Below are 13,254 nucleotides of genomic sequence, written 5' to 3'. Positions count from 1 at the left end.
GCTTCAAATCGCTAGGATTCGCACAACATGAACGACCGGAATCCCACGCCTGACAAATCCGCCGGCCGCCGCAAGCGCGCCGCGCCGACCATCGATCTCGAGGCGAAGGAAATACCGCCCGCGGCGGGACCGGACGAGGTGGTCGCAGAAGCAGAGACCGTGCCGCCGCCTGCCGACGAAGCGACACCGCCGGACGCGGTATTGCCGGGTTCCCCATCGGCGGGCGACGCGCCGCCGGTTGTCGAGCGCGATGGTAAGGTCAGGCCGCTTGTCCTGGGCGGCGCGGCCGGAGCCGCTGCCGCTGCAATCGTGATAGCGATCGGTTGGTCCGCCGGTTTGTTCGCGGGCAATGGCGCCGCGACGCCTGACCCGCGCATCGCCTCGCTCGAAGCACAGCTCAAGCAGTTGCAGAACCGGCCGGCAGCTCCGGCGACGAATGCCGGCGCGAGCGATGCCCTTGCCGCGCGCATCGCCAAAGTCGAAGACAGTGTTGCCAAGCTGCCGTCGGCGCCGGCCGACGACAATGCGATGAAATCGCTCGGCGTGGCGCTCACGGCGCTCAACCGCCGCTATGACGAACTTTCCACCACCGTGCGCGATGCACAGACCCGCGCCGAAGCCGCCGAGAGGGCTGCCGCCGATTTGCGCAGCAATGTGCTGGATGTTTCGAAAGCTGCGGCGGCCGGCGCATCGGCGTCGTCCGCTGATCTGTCGTCATTGCAGCAGCGGCTCACCGCGCTGGAAGAGCAATCGAAGACGGCGCGCGCCGAATTGGCGAAAGCCACCGAATCCGATCGCGCGGCGCGGCTGGCCTTGAGTGCGGCGGCGGTGCGTGACGCCGTGCTGCGCGGCGTGCCGTTTGCGGAAGAACTGGCGCAATCAAAATCGCTCGGCGCTGATGAAAAGGTATTGGCGCCGCTATGGCCTTTCGCGGCTTCCGGTGTGCCGAATGCAAAGACGCTGGCCAAGGAGTTGATTGATCTGTTGCCGCAGATGAAGAAAGTCGCTGGCTCGCCGCCGAACGGCGGCTTCCTCGAGCGACTGCAGGCCAACGCCGAAAATCTGGTGCGGGTGCGCCCGGCGAATGCGCCGGCGGGAACCGATGCATCAGCGGTGCTGGCGCGCATCGAGCAGAATGCCGCGCAGGACAATATTGCCGCGGCTCTCAACGATATCGGTACGCTGCCGGAAGCGGGCCGGCAGGTCGCCGCCAATTGGGTGACGCGCGCCACGGCGCGGCAAAAGGCCCTGGACGCCGCGCGTGATTTCGCGACCGGCACGACGCGCGCTCTCGGTTCGAAGTGAGGACGGCATGATCCAGGTCGTCCTCTTTCTCATCACCGTCGCACTGATCGCCGCCGGTTTCGTCTGGCTCGCGGACCGTCCCGGCGACGTGGTCGTCACCTGGCTCGGCTATCACGTCGAAACATCGGTGATGGTGCTGCTGCTCGCGGTCGCGGCGCTGATTGTCATCGGCGTGATGTTCTGGTCGCTGGCGCGCGCCATCTGGCGCTCGCCGGAACAGGTATCGCTGTTCTTCCGTCATCGCCGCGCCATGAAGGGTTATCTCGCGATTTCGCGCGGTCTCGTCGCCATCGGCTCCGGTGACGCACGCCTTGCGCGCCGCTCCGCTGATGAAGCCGCGCGTTTGTCGCCGGGCGATCCGCTGACATTGTTGCTCACCGCGCAGTCGGCGCAGCTTGCCGGCGATCGTATCGGCGCCGAGCGCGCCTTCCATGAGATGACGCGGCACGACAATACGAAACTGCTCGGCCTGCGTGGTCTCTATATCGAGGCGCAGCGCCGCAACGATGCCGTCACCGCGCGCCGCGTTGCCGAACAGGCGGCCGAGGCCGATCCGGCTTTGGCCTGGGCCGGACAGGCAATGCTCGACGATCGCTGCGCGCAAGGTGACTGGAGCGCCGCGCTCAAGTCGCTCGACGCCATGCGTTCGTCGCTGGAGAAGGACGATTACCGCCGCAAGCGCGCGGTGCTGCTGACGGCGCAGGCGCTGGCGCTCGAGGACAAGGATCGCGATGCGTCGCGGCTTGCCGCGCTCGATGCCGTCAAGCTGGCGCCGGGGCTGGTGCCCGCCGCGGCGCTCGCCGGCCGCCGTCTGGCCGAAGCCGGCGATCCGCGCCGCGCCGGCAAAGTGCTGATCGCGGCGTGGCGTCTCAATCCGCACCCGGATATTGCCGACGCCTATGCGGACCTGCGGCCCGGCGACACCGCGCGGGCGCGGCTCACCCGTATGCAGTCGCTTGCCGAGAAATCGCCGGAGGATCCGGCCAGCATTCGCGAAAGCGCCATCGCGGTCGCCCGCGCCGCCATCGATGCGCGCGAGTTCAAGGTGGCGCGCGAGGCGCTGGCGCTCTATGTCAACGCGCCATCCAGGCGCACCGCCACGCTAATGGCGGAGATCGAGGAAACTGAGCACGGCGACGAAGGCCGCGTGCGCGAGTGGCTCGGCCGCGCCATGCGCGCGGCGCCCGATCCGGTCTGGACCGCCGATGGCGTGGTGTCGGACCGCTGGCTGCCGGTATCGCCGCGTGGCCGCCTCGACGGCTATGAGTGGCGCGTGCCGCTGGCCGAGATCGGCATGACCCATCCGGTGGTCGACGCGCCGCCGCCGCCTTTGCCGGACTTCAAGCCGGTCGTCGAACATTCTCCGCCGATCGAGATCGCGGCGGCCGGCCCTGACGAATCGCCGGCCCCGCCGATGGCCCCGCCGGTGTCGAAGCCGGTGGCCAAGCCCGTGCTGGCCGAACCGGTGATCCCGCTGGTCCAGGTTCCCGACGATCCAGGCCCCGATTCCGGCCTCGACCCCGATCCGCTGACCGAAAAGACCTCGCCCGCCGATGGCTGGTCGCGCCTGAAACAGCTGTTCCGCTGATCGCCCCACCCGGACCTGCCGGTGCCGGGTTTCGGCCCGGCCTGTGCTTGCCAAGCCCGGGCTGCGCCGATAGTAAGGCGCCGCGAGGTTCATGTTTCCTGCAAGGTTTGAGCAGATACTGAAGGCCTCGCCTTTGGCCTTTAATCGCCACGGCGCCGATGTAGCTCAGTGGTAGAGCATCCGCTTCGTAAGCGGGTGGTCGGGGGTTCGAATCCCTCCATCGGCACCAGCGCCTGGCCTTGCGGCAATCCGGTTACAAGCGCTCCACCGGCCGGCTCCCCGAAATGCCCAAAATCCCGGCGTTTCGTCGGGAATAGCTTTCAATCTTGCCAGTGAATCGGATTCCGGGCAGCTTCACGATCCAATAGCCGGGGCGTATGTTGGCGGTGGCGCGACACCATGACTGTCGCAATTGGCTTCTAGAGTGACCAAATGGCAAAACCAGCCGTCGTTATCGTGGGCGCCGACAAAGGCGGAGTCGGCAAGACCACCGTCTCCCGCACGCTGCTCGACTATTTCGGCGCGCACCACGTCCCGACGCGCGCCTTCGACACCGAGACGCCGCGCGGCACGCTGGCCCGGTTCCATCCCGATCACACCGAAATCGTCGATGTGAATTCGGTCGCCGACCAGATGAAGATTTTCGACACGCTGGGCTCGACGCCGGCGCAGGTCACGGTGATCGACATCCGCGCCGGCCTTCTGTCGTCGACGCTGCAGGCGCTGAGCGACATCGGCTTCCTCGAATCCGCCAAGAAGGGCCAGATCACCTTCGCGGTGTTCCACATTCTCGGACCGTCGATTGCCTCGCTGCAGGAGATTGCCGAGACCGCGCGCTTCGTCGGCGACGCCAGCTACTTCCTGGTCAAGAACCACATCAACGACACCTCGTTCTTCGACTGGGATCCGGCGACCTACAATTCGTATTTCAACCAGATCAAGAACGCCCAGGAAATCACCATCCCGAAGCTCAACGAGATGGCGACCGAGCAGGTCGAGGTGGCCAGCGTGCCCTACGTCCAGTTCGTCGCCAACAAGTCGGGCAAGGGCGAGGCCGCCAATTACTCGTTCGTGCTGCGCGGTTATGTGCGCCACTGGCTCGGTCAGGTCTGGGCCGAATACGACAAGGTCAAGCTCGTCGATCTGCTGTCGCCGAAGGCGGAAAGCAACGTCCGTCAGGTCGCCGGCTAGCACCTTTCCGGCTTACCACGCGAATCCGCTTTGCGAACGGCGCTTGTCTCGACGACAGCGCCGTTTATCTCTATTGGACGTAGACTATCCGCGTTCGTCAGTTGGCTTTAAAGACGATGTCGTTCCGCCACTCCGTCTACATCGTCGCTTCGCCGCGGCCGCGTGTCGGCAAGACGCTGCTGTCCCGCGTGCTGATCGATTATCAGAAGCACGAGGGCCGCAGCGCTCGCGCTTTCGATCTCGGTCATGGCGAGCAGACGCTTCGGCAATTCGCGCCCGACGACACGGTCGCGGCGGAGATCGGCGGCGTGCAGGGCCAGATGGCGCTGTTCGACAAACTGGTCGGCGAGGACGGCGGCAGCAAGATCGTTGATGTCGGCGCTGAATCGTTTCAGGCCTTCTTTGACATCGCCTATCGCATCGGCTTTGCCGAAGAAGCGCGCAAGCGCGCGATTGCGCCGGTCATCCTGTTCGTCATTTCATCCGACAAGGCCGCGGGCGACGCCTATCGCAGTTTGCGCGCGCGCTTTCCGAGCGCGGCGCTGACGCCGGTCCATAACGAAATGCTGGGGCCGACGCAGCATCGCGACCGTTTTCCGACCGCGGGCCGTAGCGGCGCCATCCTGCGCCTGCCGGCCTTGGCGCCGGGCCTGCGCAAATTCGTCGAGACGCCGCCGTTCTCGTTCGCCGAGGACAATCTCGCCAACGCGCGGCATATTCCGATCGAGGCGCATATCGAGTTGCAGCGCTGGTTGCGGAAATCTTATCTCGAATTGCGCGAACTCGACCTGCGCGTCTTGCTCGGGGAACTGCAATCGTCCCTGCGGTTGTGACGACAGGTCGGAGCGGCTAGAATTTTCCACGTGATTCCATGAGGGTAGCTCGAGACGGGAACGAATGAGCCCGTTCTGCGTTTTAGTCCGCCGGTTTTTCGGAATAAGCGCGGTCAGTCCCGCGCCAGCGAAGGAGGCCAGACCATGTGGATCAATTTGTTCACGATCGCGCTCGCCATCGCTCTTGCCTGCGGCACCGCCGCGTTGATTGTGCAGAACCGCGACTTGCAGCCTGCCGAGCCGAAGCGCCGCCGCCGGCTGGGCCGCGCCCGCGTATAAATCCCTTACATTGCCTGTGAGCGCCTGATGTAAATCCAGCGCTCTGTGCCGGGCGCCATGCTAAGGAGCGGCATGGCCACGCCGCTCCTTTTGTCGCGCCGGTTTGCACCGTTGTTCTGGTGCCAGTTCTTCGCCGCGTTCAACGACAACTTCCTTAAGACCTCGCTGGTCTTCCTCATCCTGTTCGGCGCCGATGTGACGCCGGGCGAGGCCGAGGTGCTGATCACGCTCGCCGGCGCCGTGTTCATTGCACCCTATTTTTTCCTGTCCGGTCTCGGCGGCGAACTCGCCGACCGCTTCGACAAGGCGCGCGTCGCGCAATGGGTGAAGTTCGTTGAGATCTTCGTCGCGGTGCTCGCGCTTTACGGCTACATGCACAAGTCGGTCGCCGTCATGTTCGTGGCGCTCGGCCTGTTCGGCGTCATCGCCGCGCTGTTCGGGCCGATCAAATACGGCATCCTGCCCGACCATCAGCCGCCCGAAAAACTGCCGGCGGCCAATGCGCTGATCGAAGGGGCGACCTTCATCGCCATTCTCACCGGCACCATTGTCGGCGGCATGGCCGCGCATCAGGGCGGGCCACGCGTTTTCGGCGTGCTGGTGATCGGCTTTGCGCTGTCGTGCTGGCTGTCGGCGCTGCGCATTCCGCCCAGCGGCGAGGGCGCGCCGCATCTGACGATTACCCGCAACATCGCGCGCTCCACGGTGGCGATGCTGCGCCATCTCCGCGCCGATCCCCGGCTGTGGTGGGGTGCGCTGGTGACGAGCTGGTTCTGGCTGGTCGGCATCGTCGTGCTGTCGCTGCTGCCGCCGCTGATCAAGACGTTGATCGGCGGCAACGAGGACACCGTCACCGCTTATCTCGCGCTGTTCTCGGTCGCGGTCGGGATCGGTTCGGGGCTCGCCGCCATGCTGGCGCGCGGCCGCATCGTGTTGCGCATCACCTTCTTCGGCGCGCTGCTGCTCGGCGTCTTTGCCTGCGATCTCGGCCTCGCCACCTTCGGCGAAATCGCCTCATCGGCGGGCCAGACGCCGGCGCAAGTGTTTTCAACCGCGCTCGGCATTCGCGTTGCTATCGATCTCGCCGGTCTCGCGATCGCCGGCGGTCTGTTCATCGTGCCGGCTTTTGCCGCGGTGCAAGCCTGGTCGGACAAGGATTATCGCGCGCGCACGGTCGCCGCGGTCAACGTGCTCAACGCCGCCTTCATGACCGGCGGCACGGTGCTGGTGGCGTTGTTGCAGCATCTCGGCGCGACCTTGCCGATGCTGTTCGCGGGCATCGGCGTCGCGACTTTCATCGTCGCCTCGCTGATCGGGCGGACGATGCCCTCCTCATCCTGAGGAGCACGCCGAAGGCGTGCGTCTCGAAGGATGAGGCCTCATGGTTCGAGACGCGCCGCTTGCACGGCGCTCCTCACTATGAGGATCAGGACTTGCGCATCGCCAGCACCCGGTCGACCATCTCGCCGGCGACGCCCAGATAGTTGGCGGGTCTCATCATCGCCTCGAGATCCTGACGGGTTGCGTATTGCGCGATCTCCTTGTCCTCGGCGAGCAGCTCGATCAGCGGCCGTCCCGATTTGGCGGCCTCGCGGCCGATCGCCGCGACATGATGATGCGCATGGTCGCGGCCCATGCGGTCGCCGAGCTTCATCATCACCGCTTCCGACATGATGAGACCGTTGGTGATCGTCAGATTGTCGGTCATGTTCTTGTCGTTGATCTGCAGGCCTTCGACGAGGAAGCGCGTCTGCGCCAGCGCGCCGGCCGCCAACATGAAGATTTCCGGCAGCACGATCCATTCGATCTGCCACGGGCCGGCGCTGCGCTCATGGTCCTGGACCATGGACTCCAACAACGCGCCAGCGTGCTGCTTGACGATGGCATTCTGCGCCGAGATGAAGACCGACGAAACGGGATTGCGCTTCTGCGGCATGGTCGATGACGAGCCGCGGCCCGGTGCCGACGGCTCATAGACCTCCTCGATTTCGGTTTGCATCAGAAGCTTCACATCGAGTGCGATCTTGCCGCATAGGCCGGTGACTAGCGCGAGGAACGTGCCGGCTTCGGCGATCGTGTCGCGCACCGTGTGCCAGGAGATGGCCGGCGGCGCGAGCTTGAGTTCCTTCATCAGCTCGGCCTGGCACGTCAAGCCGTCTTTGCCGAGCGAGGACAAGGTGCCGGCGGCACCGCCGAATTCGCCAACCAGCACGCGCGCCTTGAGTTGCTTCAAGCGCTCGCGGTGACGCTCGAAACCGGCGAGCACGGTCGCCATCTTGTAGCCGAAGGTGATCGGCACCGCCTGCTGCAGATAGGAGCGGCCGGCCATCGGCGTGTCGCGATATTTTTTCGCCAGCGCGGCGAGACCGTCGCAGATGCCGTCGAGTTCGGCGCCGATCAGGTCGAGCGACTCGGCGATCTGCAGCACGGTCGCAGTGTCCATCACGTCCTGTGTGGTGGCGCCCCAGTGAACCCATTCGCCAAGCTTGCCGTTGCACAGCTTCACCAGTTGCTGGACCACCGGCATCACCGGCGTGCCGACGCGCTCGGTGGCCTCTTTGAGCTTGGCCATGTCGATTTCGGCCAGCACGCAATGGCGGGCGATCTCGTCGGCGGCGTCCTGCGGGATGATCTTCAGCCGCCCCTGCGCCACCGCCAGGGCCCGCTCGAAATCCAGGTACTTCTGGGTGCGATTCTCGTCCGACCACACCTGGCGCATCGCCGGCGTTGTGAAGACGTCGCGGAACACCGCGGAATCGAGATAGGTCGACGGCATCGAGGGCTCCCTGGGCTTTAACCGGGCCATACCACAGGGCCAGCCGGGCGGGTAACCAGCCGGCGCCGGGAAGCACCAAATTACCATCTGTAATGTTCCGTTAACCATGTCGCCCTAGCCTCCGGCTCGCATGCTCACCGCGATTCCATGGGTCCGGCCGATGCCTATCGCTCCCAGCAAAGCTCTTTTTCTGACCGGGGTGGCGCTCATGCTTGCCGCCTGCAACACGACTGGCGACCGGCTGGCCGCCAGCACGGCCCGCGACACCCTGCCGCCGCCCACTGAAGTGACCGGGTCCATTGGGAGCGTCAGGGCCGCCGAGAAACCGAAAGTCGCCGAAGCCAAGCCGGCGCCCGTCCTGCCCGGCGACGAGCCCGCGACGGGCGGCAACAACGGCGCCGCCGGAGCCATCGCCGAGGGCCGGGCCGCCTATCGCGCCAACCATTTCCGCGAGGCCGAACGCCTGTTCCATCGGGCTACCCAGCTCGACCCGCGCAGTTCCGAAGCCTGGATCGGGCTGGCTGCTTCGGCCGACCGGCTGCGCGATTTCGCGCAAGCGGACCGCGCCTACAGCAAGGCCCGCGAAATTGCCGGGCCGACCGCCGAGGTGCTCAACAATCAGGGCTACTCCTACATGCTGCGCGGCGACATGAAACGCGCCCGCGACAGCCTGAACGCGGCCCAGCGCCTCGACCCCGCCAACACATACGTCGCCAACAATCTGGCGCTGCTGGCGTCCAACGAGGGCAAGACCCGCCGCTGAGCTGCGGGTCTGCGGTCGCGGCCCAGAGCCGCGTTGCCTAAACCTTGCGAATTTGTCACGAGCATCCGGTCGCATCCGCCCTAGATTGAGGGGGATGCGGGGCCTATTCCGAAGCGCCCGACGAGCAGGACCGGCTATATGTTCGACGCGATCATGAAATTCATTGGCGACCTGAGCGAGGACGACTCGCGCCCGGAGGAATTCGCCGAAACCGACTACCGCCTCGCCGCGGCGGCGCTGCTCGTCCATACCGCGGCGATCGACGGCGGCATCAGCGACTCCGAGCATGTGCGGCTGCATGACCTGATCAAGGAGCGCTTCAAGCTCGACGACAAGGCTGCCGACAAGCTGATCATGCGCGCCGAGGAAGCCGATGAGAAGGCCATCGACCTTTATCAGTTCACCACGCGCCTCAACCGCGCGCTCGACGACAAGCAGCGCGCCCGCGTCGTTGAAATGATGTGGCAGGTGGTGTTTGCCGACGGCAAGGTGACCGAGTTCGAGGACAACCTGATCTGGCGTGCCGCCGACCTGTTGCATGTGTCGCGCGAGGAGCGCATTGCGCTCAAGACGCGCGTCGCCGCGGCGCAAGGCACCGACGAATGATGAAACCCATTACCCTTATTACCGGCGCGTCGTCCGGCATTGGCGTTGAACTGGCGCGCATTTTTGCGCGTAACGGTTTTGCGCTGGCGCTCACTGCGCGCCGCGTCGAACGGCTCAATGCGCTGGCCGACGAGATCGAGAAGATGGGCCAGCCACGGCCGCTGGTGATCTCGGCGGATCTTGCGCTGTCCGGCGCGACGCGCGGCATTGCCGATGCGCTCAACGCCGCCGGCGTCGAGCCGCAATATGTCGTCAACAATGCCGGTTTCGGTCTGGTCGGGCAGGCTTCCAGTCTCGACCGCGCGGAGCAGCTTCAGATCATCGACGTCAATGTGCGGGCGCTGACCGAATTGTCGCTCGCCTTCGTCGACAGCATCGCGCGTCACGAGGGCGGCATTCTCAATGTCGGATCGGTGGCCGGTTTTCTGCCCGGTCCGGGCAGTGCAGTGTATTACGCCAGCAAGGCCTATGTGCTGTCGTTCTCCGAAGCGCTCTATGCCGAGCTCAGGGAGCGCGGTGTTCGCGTCACGGTGCTGTGTCCCGGGCCGGTGCCGACCGAATTCGCCGAGCGGGCCGGGGTCAAGGACAAGATGGGACCCAGGCTGCTGACGCAGACCGCCACGGAGGTGGCCGAGGCTGGCTATCGCGGCTTCATGGAAGGCCACCGCGTCGTCGTGCCGGGCTTTGCCAACAGGCTGGTGATGGTGCTGGCACGCATTCTGCCGCGCCGGATCGTGCTCGGTCTGGTCGGGCGGCGGCAGCGCCGGCGGACGTCCGCGGCCGAAAATTCCGCCGGTTGACGCCGGCGCGGGGATTCATGATCCGGCGCAGGATGCTGCGCTTCTTGATTCGGGCAGGATGCCGGCTTCATGTCTGAGGCAGAGTACCGGATTCATGACCGAGGGTCAGGTTCCGGGAGGGTGGGTGGTGGAGCCAGGCGGGATCGAACCGCCGACCTCGTCATTGCGAACGACGCGCTCTCCCAGCTGAGCTATGGCCCCTTCCCAAAGGCGGTGCCGGGAGAACCCGAAACCCGCGCTTTTTGCTGAGTGGCGCCATTTAGGACCGGGCATCCTTCCTGTCAAGGATCGCGGCCGGGAGGGTCCTGTGCCTGCGGCGGGGCGGCTGCTTGTTCCTGTCGGTGCGACAAGCTAGTTTCCGCCCATCGTTCGGATCGGAAAACCGTCTCATGCGCGCCATTCTCGATATCGTTCTTCTGGTTCTCCAGATCTATATCTGGCTCCTGATCGCCTCGGCCGTGCTGTCGTGGCTGGTCGCGTTCAACGTCGTCAACACCCGCAATCAAGTGGTGTCGACCATCGGCGACTTCCTCTATCGCATCACCGAGCCGGTGCTGCGTCCGATCCGCAATGCCATGCCGAATCTCGGCGGCATCGACGTCTCGCCGGTGGTCCTGATCCTGCTCATTCTGTTGCTCGAGAACGTCATCGTCCGCTACATCTATCCGAACGTGTTCTAGCGGTTCATGGCCGGACAGCCGTGGTCGGCAACGTCCGGCGGGCTCGTGCTTCATGTGCGTCTGACGCCGAAAGGCGGCCGTGACGCCATCGACGGCATTGAGACGATGAGCGACGGCCGCAGCGTGCTCAAGGTGCGCGTACGTGCCGCGCCGAGCGAAGGCGAGGCCAACGCGGCCCTGTGCAAGCTCATCGCCAAGTCGCTGCACGTGCCGGCGCGCGACGTAACGCTGGCCGCCGGTGCGACATCACGGGTAAAGCGGCTCGAAATCGCAGGTGATGGAAACGCGTTGGCGTCGCGATTGAACGCAGCGGCCGGAAGTGGCTAGTGGTTGCTGACCGAATTACGGACCGAGGCATGACCGCAACGATCATCGACGGCAAGACAATAGCGGCCGAACTGCGCGGCAAGGTCGCCTTTGAAGTGGCGCAGCTCAAGCGCGAACATGGCGTTACGCCGGGGCTCGCTGTCGTGCTGGTCGGGCAGAACGCCGCAAGCGAAGTCTATGTGCGTTCCAAGTCGAAAGCGGTGGTTGAGGCCGGCATGACGCCGTCCGATCACAAGCTGCCTGAGACGGTGAGCGAGGCCGAACTGCTGGCGTTGATCGACAAGCTCAACAAGAACAAGGCCGTCAGCGGCATTCTGGTGCAGTTGCCGTTGCCGCCGCAGATCGATCCGCAGAAGGTGATCGCGGCTATCGATCCCGCCAAGGATGTCGATGGTTTTCACCCGGTCAATGTTGGGCGCTTGTCGCTTGGCCTCCCGGCGCTGGTGCCATGCACACCGTCAGGCTGCATCATGCTGGCAAAGATGGTGTGGCCGTCGCTTGCCGGGCTCGACGCGCTGGTGATCGGCCGCTCCAACATAGTCGGCAAGCCGGTGGCGCAGCTTCTTCTGGCGGAGAATGCCACCGTGACGGTTGCGCATTCCAAGACCAAGGATCTGCCTGCATTGGCGCGCCGCGCCGATCTCCTGATCGCAGCCATCGGTAAAGCGGAACTTGTGCGCGGCGACTGGGTGAAGCCGGGCGCTATTGTCATCGACGTCGGTATCAATCGCGTGGCGGGTGATGGCGGCAAATCGCGTATCGTCGGCGATGTCGCTTTCGACGAAGCCGTCAAGGTCGCTGGTGCGATCACGCCGGTGCCTGGCGGGGTCGGCCCGATGACGATTGCCTGCTTGATGCTCAACACCCTGCGCGCGGCGTGTGCGCAGAACGGGGTGAAGGCGCCCAGACTTTGATCCGTACAGCGCGTCAAAAGGCGCGCACCGCAGAAAATCAACCCTGCGGCCAGGCGTAAGCAACCTTGTCGAGGGTCTTCGGCCCGAACTTCTCGGACGAGCGGGCCACCGCACGGCCACCGAGTGCGCGGTAGAATTCCATCGCCGGCTCGTTGTCCGACAGCGCCCAAACCACGAGGCTCTTCAGCCCGCTCTGGCCGAGATCCTTGCGCGCGGCGTTGAACAGGCGGCGGCCGAAGCCGAGCCCCTGGAACTCAGGGCGCAGATAAAGCTCGTAGACTTCACCTTCGTAGAAAAGGCTGCGGGCGCGATTGCGCCCGTAATTAGCATAACCGGCAATGCGATCGCCAAACTGTAGCAGGGTAATCCGGCTGCCCTTGCGGATCGCCGACTGCCACCAATCGGGGCCGCGGCGGTTAATCAGCTTGTCGAGCTCGGCCCCCGGAATGATGCCCTGATAGGCGGTCCGCCACGCCTCGTCATGCGTTGCTGCGACGTCTGGGGCGTCGGCGGTCCTGGCGCGTCGAATCTCGATAAGGGTCGTGCTCATTTCGGAATTCAAGCAATGAACCCTGTGCGCTTCAAGCCCTATGACTAACGATGGGTTAACGGGTGTGGATTACCGGCCACAGGTGGCCCAACGGGACACAGTCACAAGCACTTAGCGGCTTTTTCGCGCGTCGTTTTACGCCATGCAAAGCGCCGGCGAAGTCGCACAAAAGACTCGCCGGCACGGCTCCTTTTCTTGGTCTGGCGCTATTCCGGAACCTCTTGGCCGGAGCCGCCGAATGCCGCGGGAAAGTCCTTCAGCTTCGGCAAACCGTCTTTGATCGGCAATACCGTCTCGGCATAGTTAACGTGGACGCCGGGCTTGAAGTCGAGCCCGGGCAGCGTCGCCGCGTAAACATCGACCAGACCGAGCGGCGGATGATCGGTCATGAGGTGACCGCCGCATTGGGTGCAATACTGGCGGTCGCTCAGCGGCGTTTTCTGAAAATGCCCGACGAATTGCGCGCCCTTGGTGACCGTAACGTTCTCCGGCTTCCACAAAGTGAAGGCGTTCACCGGTCCCGCCGACCAGGAGCGGCAGGAGCCGCAATGGCAGTAGCCCATAGCTTCGGGTTTACCGGTCGCTTCCAGTTCCACTGCGCCGCAGAAACAGGCGCCTTTGTACGTCGGCATCGTTTTTCTA

Annotated in this window: 15 protein-coding genes and 2 tRNA genes; 13 read left to right on the top strand and 4 right to left on the bottom strand. The window is 64.9% G+C overall.

Annotated elements, in window-relative coordinates; all coding sequences use genetic code 11:
• Positions 1 to 27 precede the first annotated feature (27 nt).
• The 7 genes from DXH78_RS04890 (at position 28) to DXH78_RS04865 (ending at position 6,537) form a co-directional block, all read left to right on the top strand.
• Complete coding sequence (locus tag DXH78_RS04890) at positions 28 to 1,305, top strand: COG4223 family protein (RefSeq protein WP_115516004.1); 1,278 nt, start codon at positions 28 to 30, stop codon at positions 1,303 to 1,305.
• Positions 1,306 to 1,312: 7 nt separating this feature from the next.
• On the top strand, positions 1,313 to 2,893 hold the full coding sequence (locus DXH78_RS04885) for a heme biosynthesis protein HemY (protein WP_115516003.1): 1,581 nt from the start codon (positions 1,313 to 1,315) through the stop codon (positions 2,891 to 2,893).
• Positions 2,894 to 3,047: 154 nt separating this feature from the next.
• Positions 3,048 to 3,122, top strand: a tRNA-Thr gene (locus DXH78_RS04880).
• 203 nt (positions 3,123 to 3,325) lie between these two features.
• Complete coding sequence (locus DXH78_RS04875) at positions 3,326 to 4,084, top strand: P-loop NTPase family protein (RefSeq protein ID WP_115516002.1); 759 nt, start codon at positions 3,326 to 3,328, stop codon at positions 4,082 to 4,084.
• A 116-nt stretch (positions 4,085 to 4,200) separates the two neighbouring features.
• On the top strand, positions 4,201 to 4,917 hold the full coding sequence (locus DXH78_RS04870) for a hypothetical protein (RefSeq protein ID WP_115516001.1): 717 nt from the start codon (positions 4,201 to 4,203) through the stop codon (positions 4,915 to 4,917).
• A 144-nt stretch (positions 4,918 to 5,061) separates the two neighbouring features.
• Complete coding sequence (locus DXH78_RS20195) at positions 5,062 to 5,196, top strand: hypothetical protein (RefSeq protein ID WP_283805605.1); 135 nt, start codon at positions 5,062 to 5,064, stop codon at positions 5,194 to 5,196.
• A 72-nt stretch (positions 5,197 to 5,268) separates the two neighbouring features.
• Positions 5,269 to 6,537, top strand: a complete 1,269-nt coding sequence (locus tag DXH78_RS04865) for an MFS transporter (protein ID WP_168192707.1) — start codon at positions 5,269 to 5,271, stop codon at positions 6,535 to 6,537.
• 85 nt (positions 6,538 to 6,622) lie between these two features.
• Here DXH78_RS04865 and pcaB read toward each other — a convergent pair whose 3' ends face one another.
• The gene (gene pcaB / locus DXH78_RS04860; RefSeq protein WP_115515999.1) at positions 6,623 to 7,972 is read right to left on the bottom strand and encodes a 3-carboxy-cis,cis-muconate cycloisomerase; all 1,350 of its coding nucleotides are present in this window, start codon (positions 7,970 to 7,972) and stop codon (positions 6,623 to 6,625) included.
• 130 nt (positions 7,973 to 8,102) lie between these two features.
• On the opposite strand from pcaB, the gene DXH78_RS04855 reads away from it, so the two are divergent.
• From DXH78_RS04855 to DXH78_RS04845, 3 genes are all read left to right on the top strand, one after another.
• Positions 8,103 to 8,735, top strand: a complete 633-nt coding sequence (locus tag DXH78_RS04855) for a tetratricopeptide repeat protein (RefSeq protein ID WP_115515998.1) — start codon at positions 8,103 to 8,105, stop codon at positions 8,733 to 8,735.
• Between the two features lie 138 nt (positions 8,736 to 8,873).
• Positions 8,874 to 9,341: a tellurite resistance TerB family protein gene (locus tag DXH78_RS04850; RefSeq protein ID WP_115515997.1), complete on the top strand. Its 468-nt coding sequence runs from the start codon at positions 8,874 to 8,876 to the stop codon at positions 9,339 to 9,341.
• Entirely contained in the window at positions 9,338 to 10,141 is an 804-nt protein-coding gene (locus tag DXH78_RS04845; protein ID WP_115515996.1) for an SDR family NAD(P)-dependent oxidoreductase, read from the top strand. The genes DXH78_RS04850 and DXH78_RS04845 overlap by 4 nt, the downstream gene beginning before the upstream one ends.
• Before the next feature lie 125 nt (positions 10,142 to 10,266).
• On the opposite strand, the gene DXH78_RS04840 is transcribed toward DXH78_RS04845, so the two are convergent.
• Positions 10,267 to 10,342: transfer RNA gene (locus tag DXH78_RS04840), tRNA-Ala, on the bottom strand.
• A 188-nt stretch (positions 10,343 to 10,530) separates the two neighbouring features.
• Between DXH78_RS04840 and DXH78_RS04835 the strand changes: the two genes are divergently transcribed.
• From DXH78_RS04835 to folD, 3 genes are read left to right on the top strand one after another with little or no spacing between them, the layout of a single operon-like run.
• Positions 10,531 to 10,821, top strand: a complete 291-nt coding sequence (locus tag DXH78_RS04835; RefSeq protein ID WP_115515995.1) for a YggT family protein — start codon at positions 10,531 to 10,533, stop codon at positions 10,819 to 10,821.
• 6 nt (positions 10,822 to 10,827) lie between these two features.
• Complete coding sequence (locus tag DXH78_RS04830) at positions 10,828 to 11,148, top strand: DUF167 family protein (RefSeq protein WP_115515994.1); 321 nt, start codon at positions 10,828 to 10,830, stop codon at positions 11,146 to 11,148.
• A 29-nt stretch (positions 11,149 to 11,177) separates the two neighbouring features.
• Complete coding sequence (folD, locus tag DXH78_RS04825; RefSeq protein WP_115515993.1) at positions 11,178 to 12,062, top strand: bifunctional methylenetetrahydrofolate dehydrogenase/methenyltetrahydrofolate cyclohydrolase FolD; 885 nt, start codon at positions 11,178 to 11,180, stop codon at positions 12,060 to 12,062.
• A 37-nt stretch (positions 12,063 to 12,099) separates the two neighbouring features.
• On the opposite strand, the gene DXH78_RS04820 is transcribed toward folD, so the two are convergent.
• Positions 12,100 to 12,612 (bottom strand): GNAT family N-acetyltransferase, encoded by a 513-nt coding sequence (locus DXH78_RS04820; RefSeq protein ID WP_115515992.1) that lies wholly within the window; start codon positions 12,610 to 12,612, stop codon positions 12,100 to 12,102.
• A gap of 206 nt (positions 12,613 to 12,818) precedes the next feature.
• Positions 12,819 to 13,244 carry a GFA family protein gene (locus tag DXH78_RS04815; protein WP_115515991.1) on the bottom strand — a complete coding sequence of 142 codons (426 nt, stop codon included), beginning with the start codon at positions 13,242 to 13,244 and terminating at the stop codon, positions 12,819 to 12,821.
• Positions 13,245 to 13,254 lie beyond the last annotated feature (10 nt).

It is taken from the genome of Undibacter mobilis, assembly GCF_003367195.1.
Lineage (GTDB): Bacteria > Pseudomonadota > Alphaproteobacteria > Rhizobiales > Xanthobacteraceae > Pseudolabrys > Pseudolabrys mobilis.
This window is presented reverse-complemented; position numbering and strand designations above follow the sequence as displayed.

Bases quoted from the DNA above. Each gene is read 5' to 3' on its own strand.
- DXH78_RS04850 (WP_115515997.1), top strand. From the start codon at position 8,874: ATGTTCGACGCGATCATGAAATTCATTGGCGACCTGAGCGAGGACGAC.
- DXH78_RS04875 (WP_115516002.1), top strand. From the start codon at position 3,326: ATGGCAAAACCAGCCGTCGTTATCGTGGGCGCCGACAAAGGCGGAGTC.
- DXH78_RS04835 (WP_115515995.1), top strand. From the start codon at position 10,531: ATGCGCGCCATTCTCGATATCGTTCTTCTGGTTCTCCAGATCTATATC.
- folD (WP_115515993.1), top strand. From the start codon at position 11,178: ATGACCGCAACGATCATCGACGGCAAGACAATAGCGGCCGAACTGCGC.
- DXH78_RS04820 (WP_115515992.1), bottom strand. From the start codon at position 12,612: ATGAGCACGACCCTTATCGAGATTCGACGCGCCAGGACCGCCGACGCC.
- DXH78_RS04870 (WP_115516001.1), top strand. From the start codon at position 4,201: ATGTCGTTCCGCCACTCCGTCTACATCGTCGCTTCGCCGCGGCCGCGT.
- DXH78_RS20195 (WP_283805605.1), top strand. From the start codon at position 5,062: ATGTGGATCAATTTGTTCACGATCGCGCTCGCCATCGCTCTTGCCTGC.
- DXH78_RS04865 (WP_168192707.1), top strand. From the start codon at position 5,269: ATGGCCACGCCGCTCCTTTTGTCGCGCCGGTTTGCACCGTTGTTCTGG.
- DXH78_RS04855 (WP_115515998.1), top strand. From the start codon at position 8,103: ATGCTCACCGCGATTCCATGGGTCCGGCCGATGCCTATCGCTCCCAGC.
- DXH78_RS04815 (WP_115515991.1), bottom strand. From the start codon at position 13,244: ATGCCGACGTACAAAGGCGCCTGTTTCTGCGGCGCAGTGGAACTGGAA.
- pcaB (WP_115515999.1), bottom strand. From the start codon at position 7,972: ATGCCGTCGACCTATCTCGATTCCGCGGTGTTCCGCGACGTCTTCACA.
- DXH78_RS04830 (WP_115515994.1), top strand. From the start codon at position 10,828: ATGGCCGGACAGCCGTGGTCGGCAACGTCCGGCGGGCTCGTGCTTCAT.
- DXH78_RS04890 (WP_115516004.1), top strand. From the start codon at position 28: ATGAACGACCGGAATCCCACGCCTGACAAATCCGCCGGCCGCCGCAAG.
- DXH78_RS04885 (WP_115516003.1), top strand. From the start codon at position 1,313: ATGATCCAGGTCGTCCTCTTTCTCATCACCGTCGCACTGATCGCCGCC.
- DXH78_RS04845 (WP_115515996.1), top strand. From the start codon at position 9,338: ATGATGAAACCCATTACCCTTATTACCGGCGCGTCGTCCGGCATTGGC.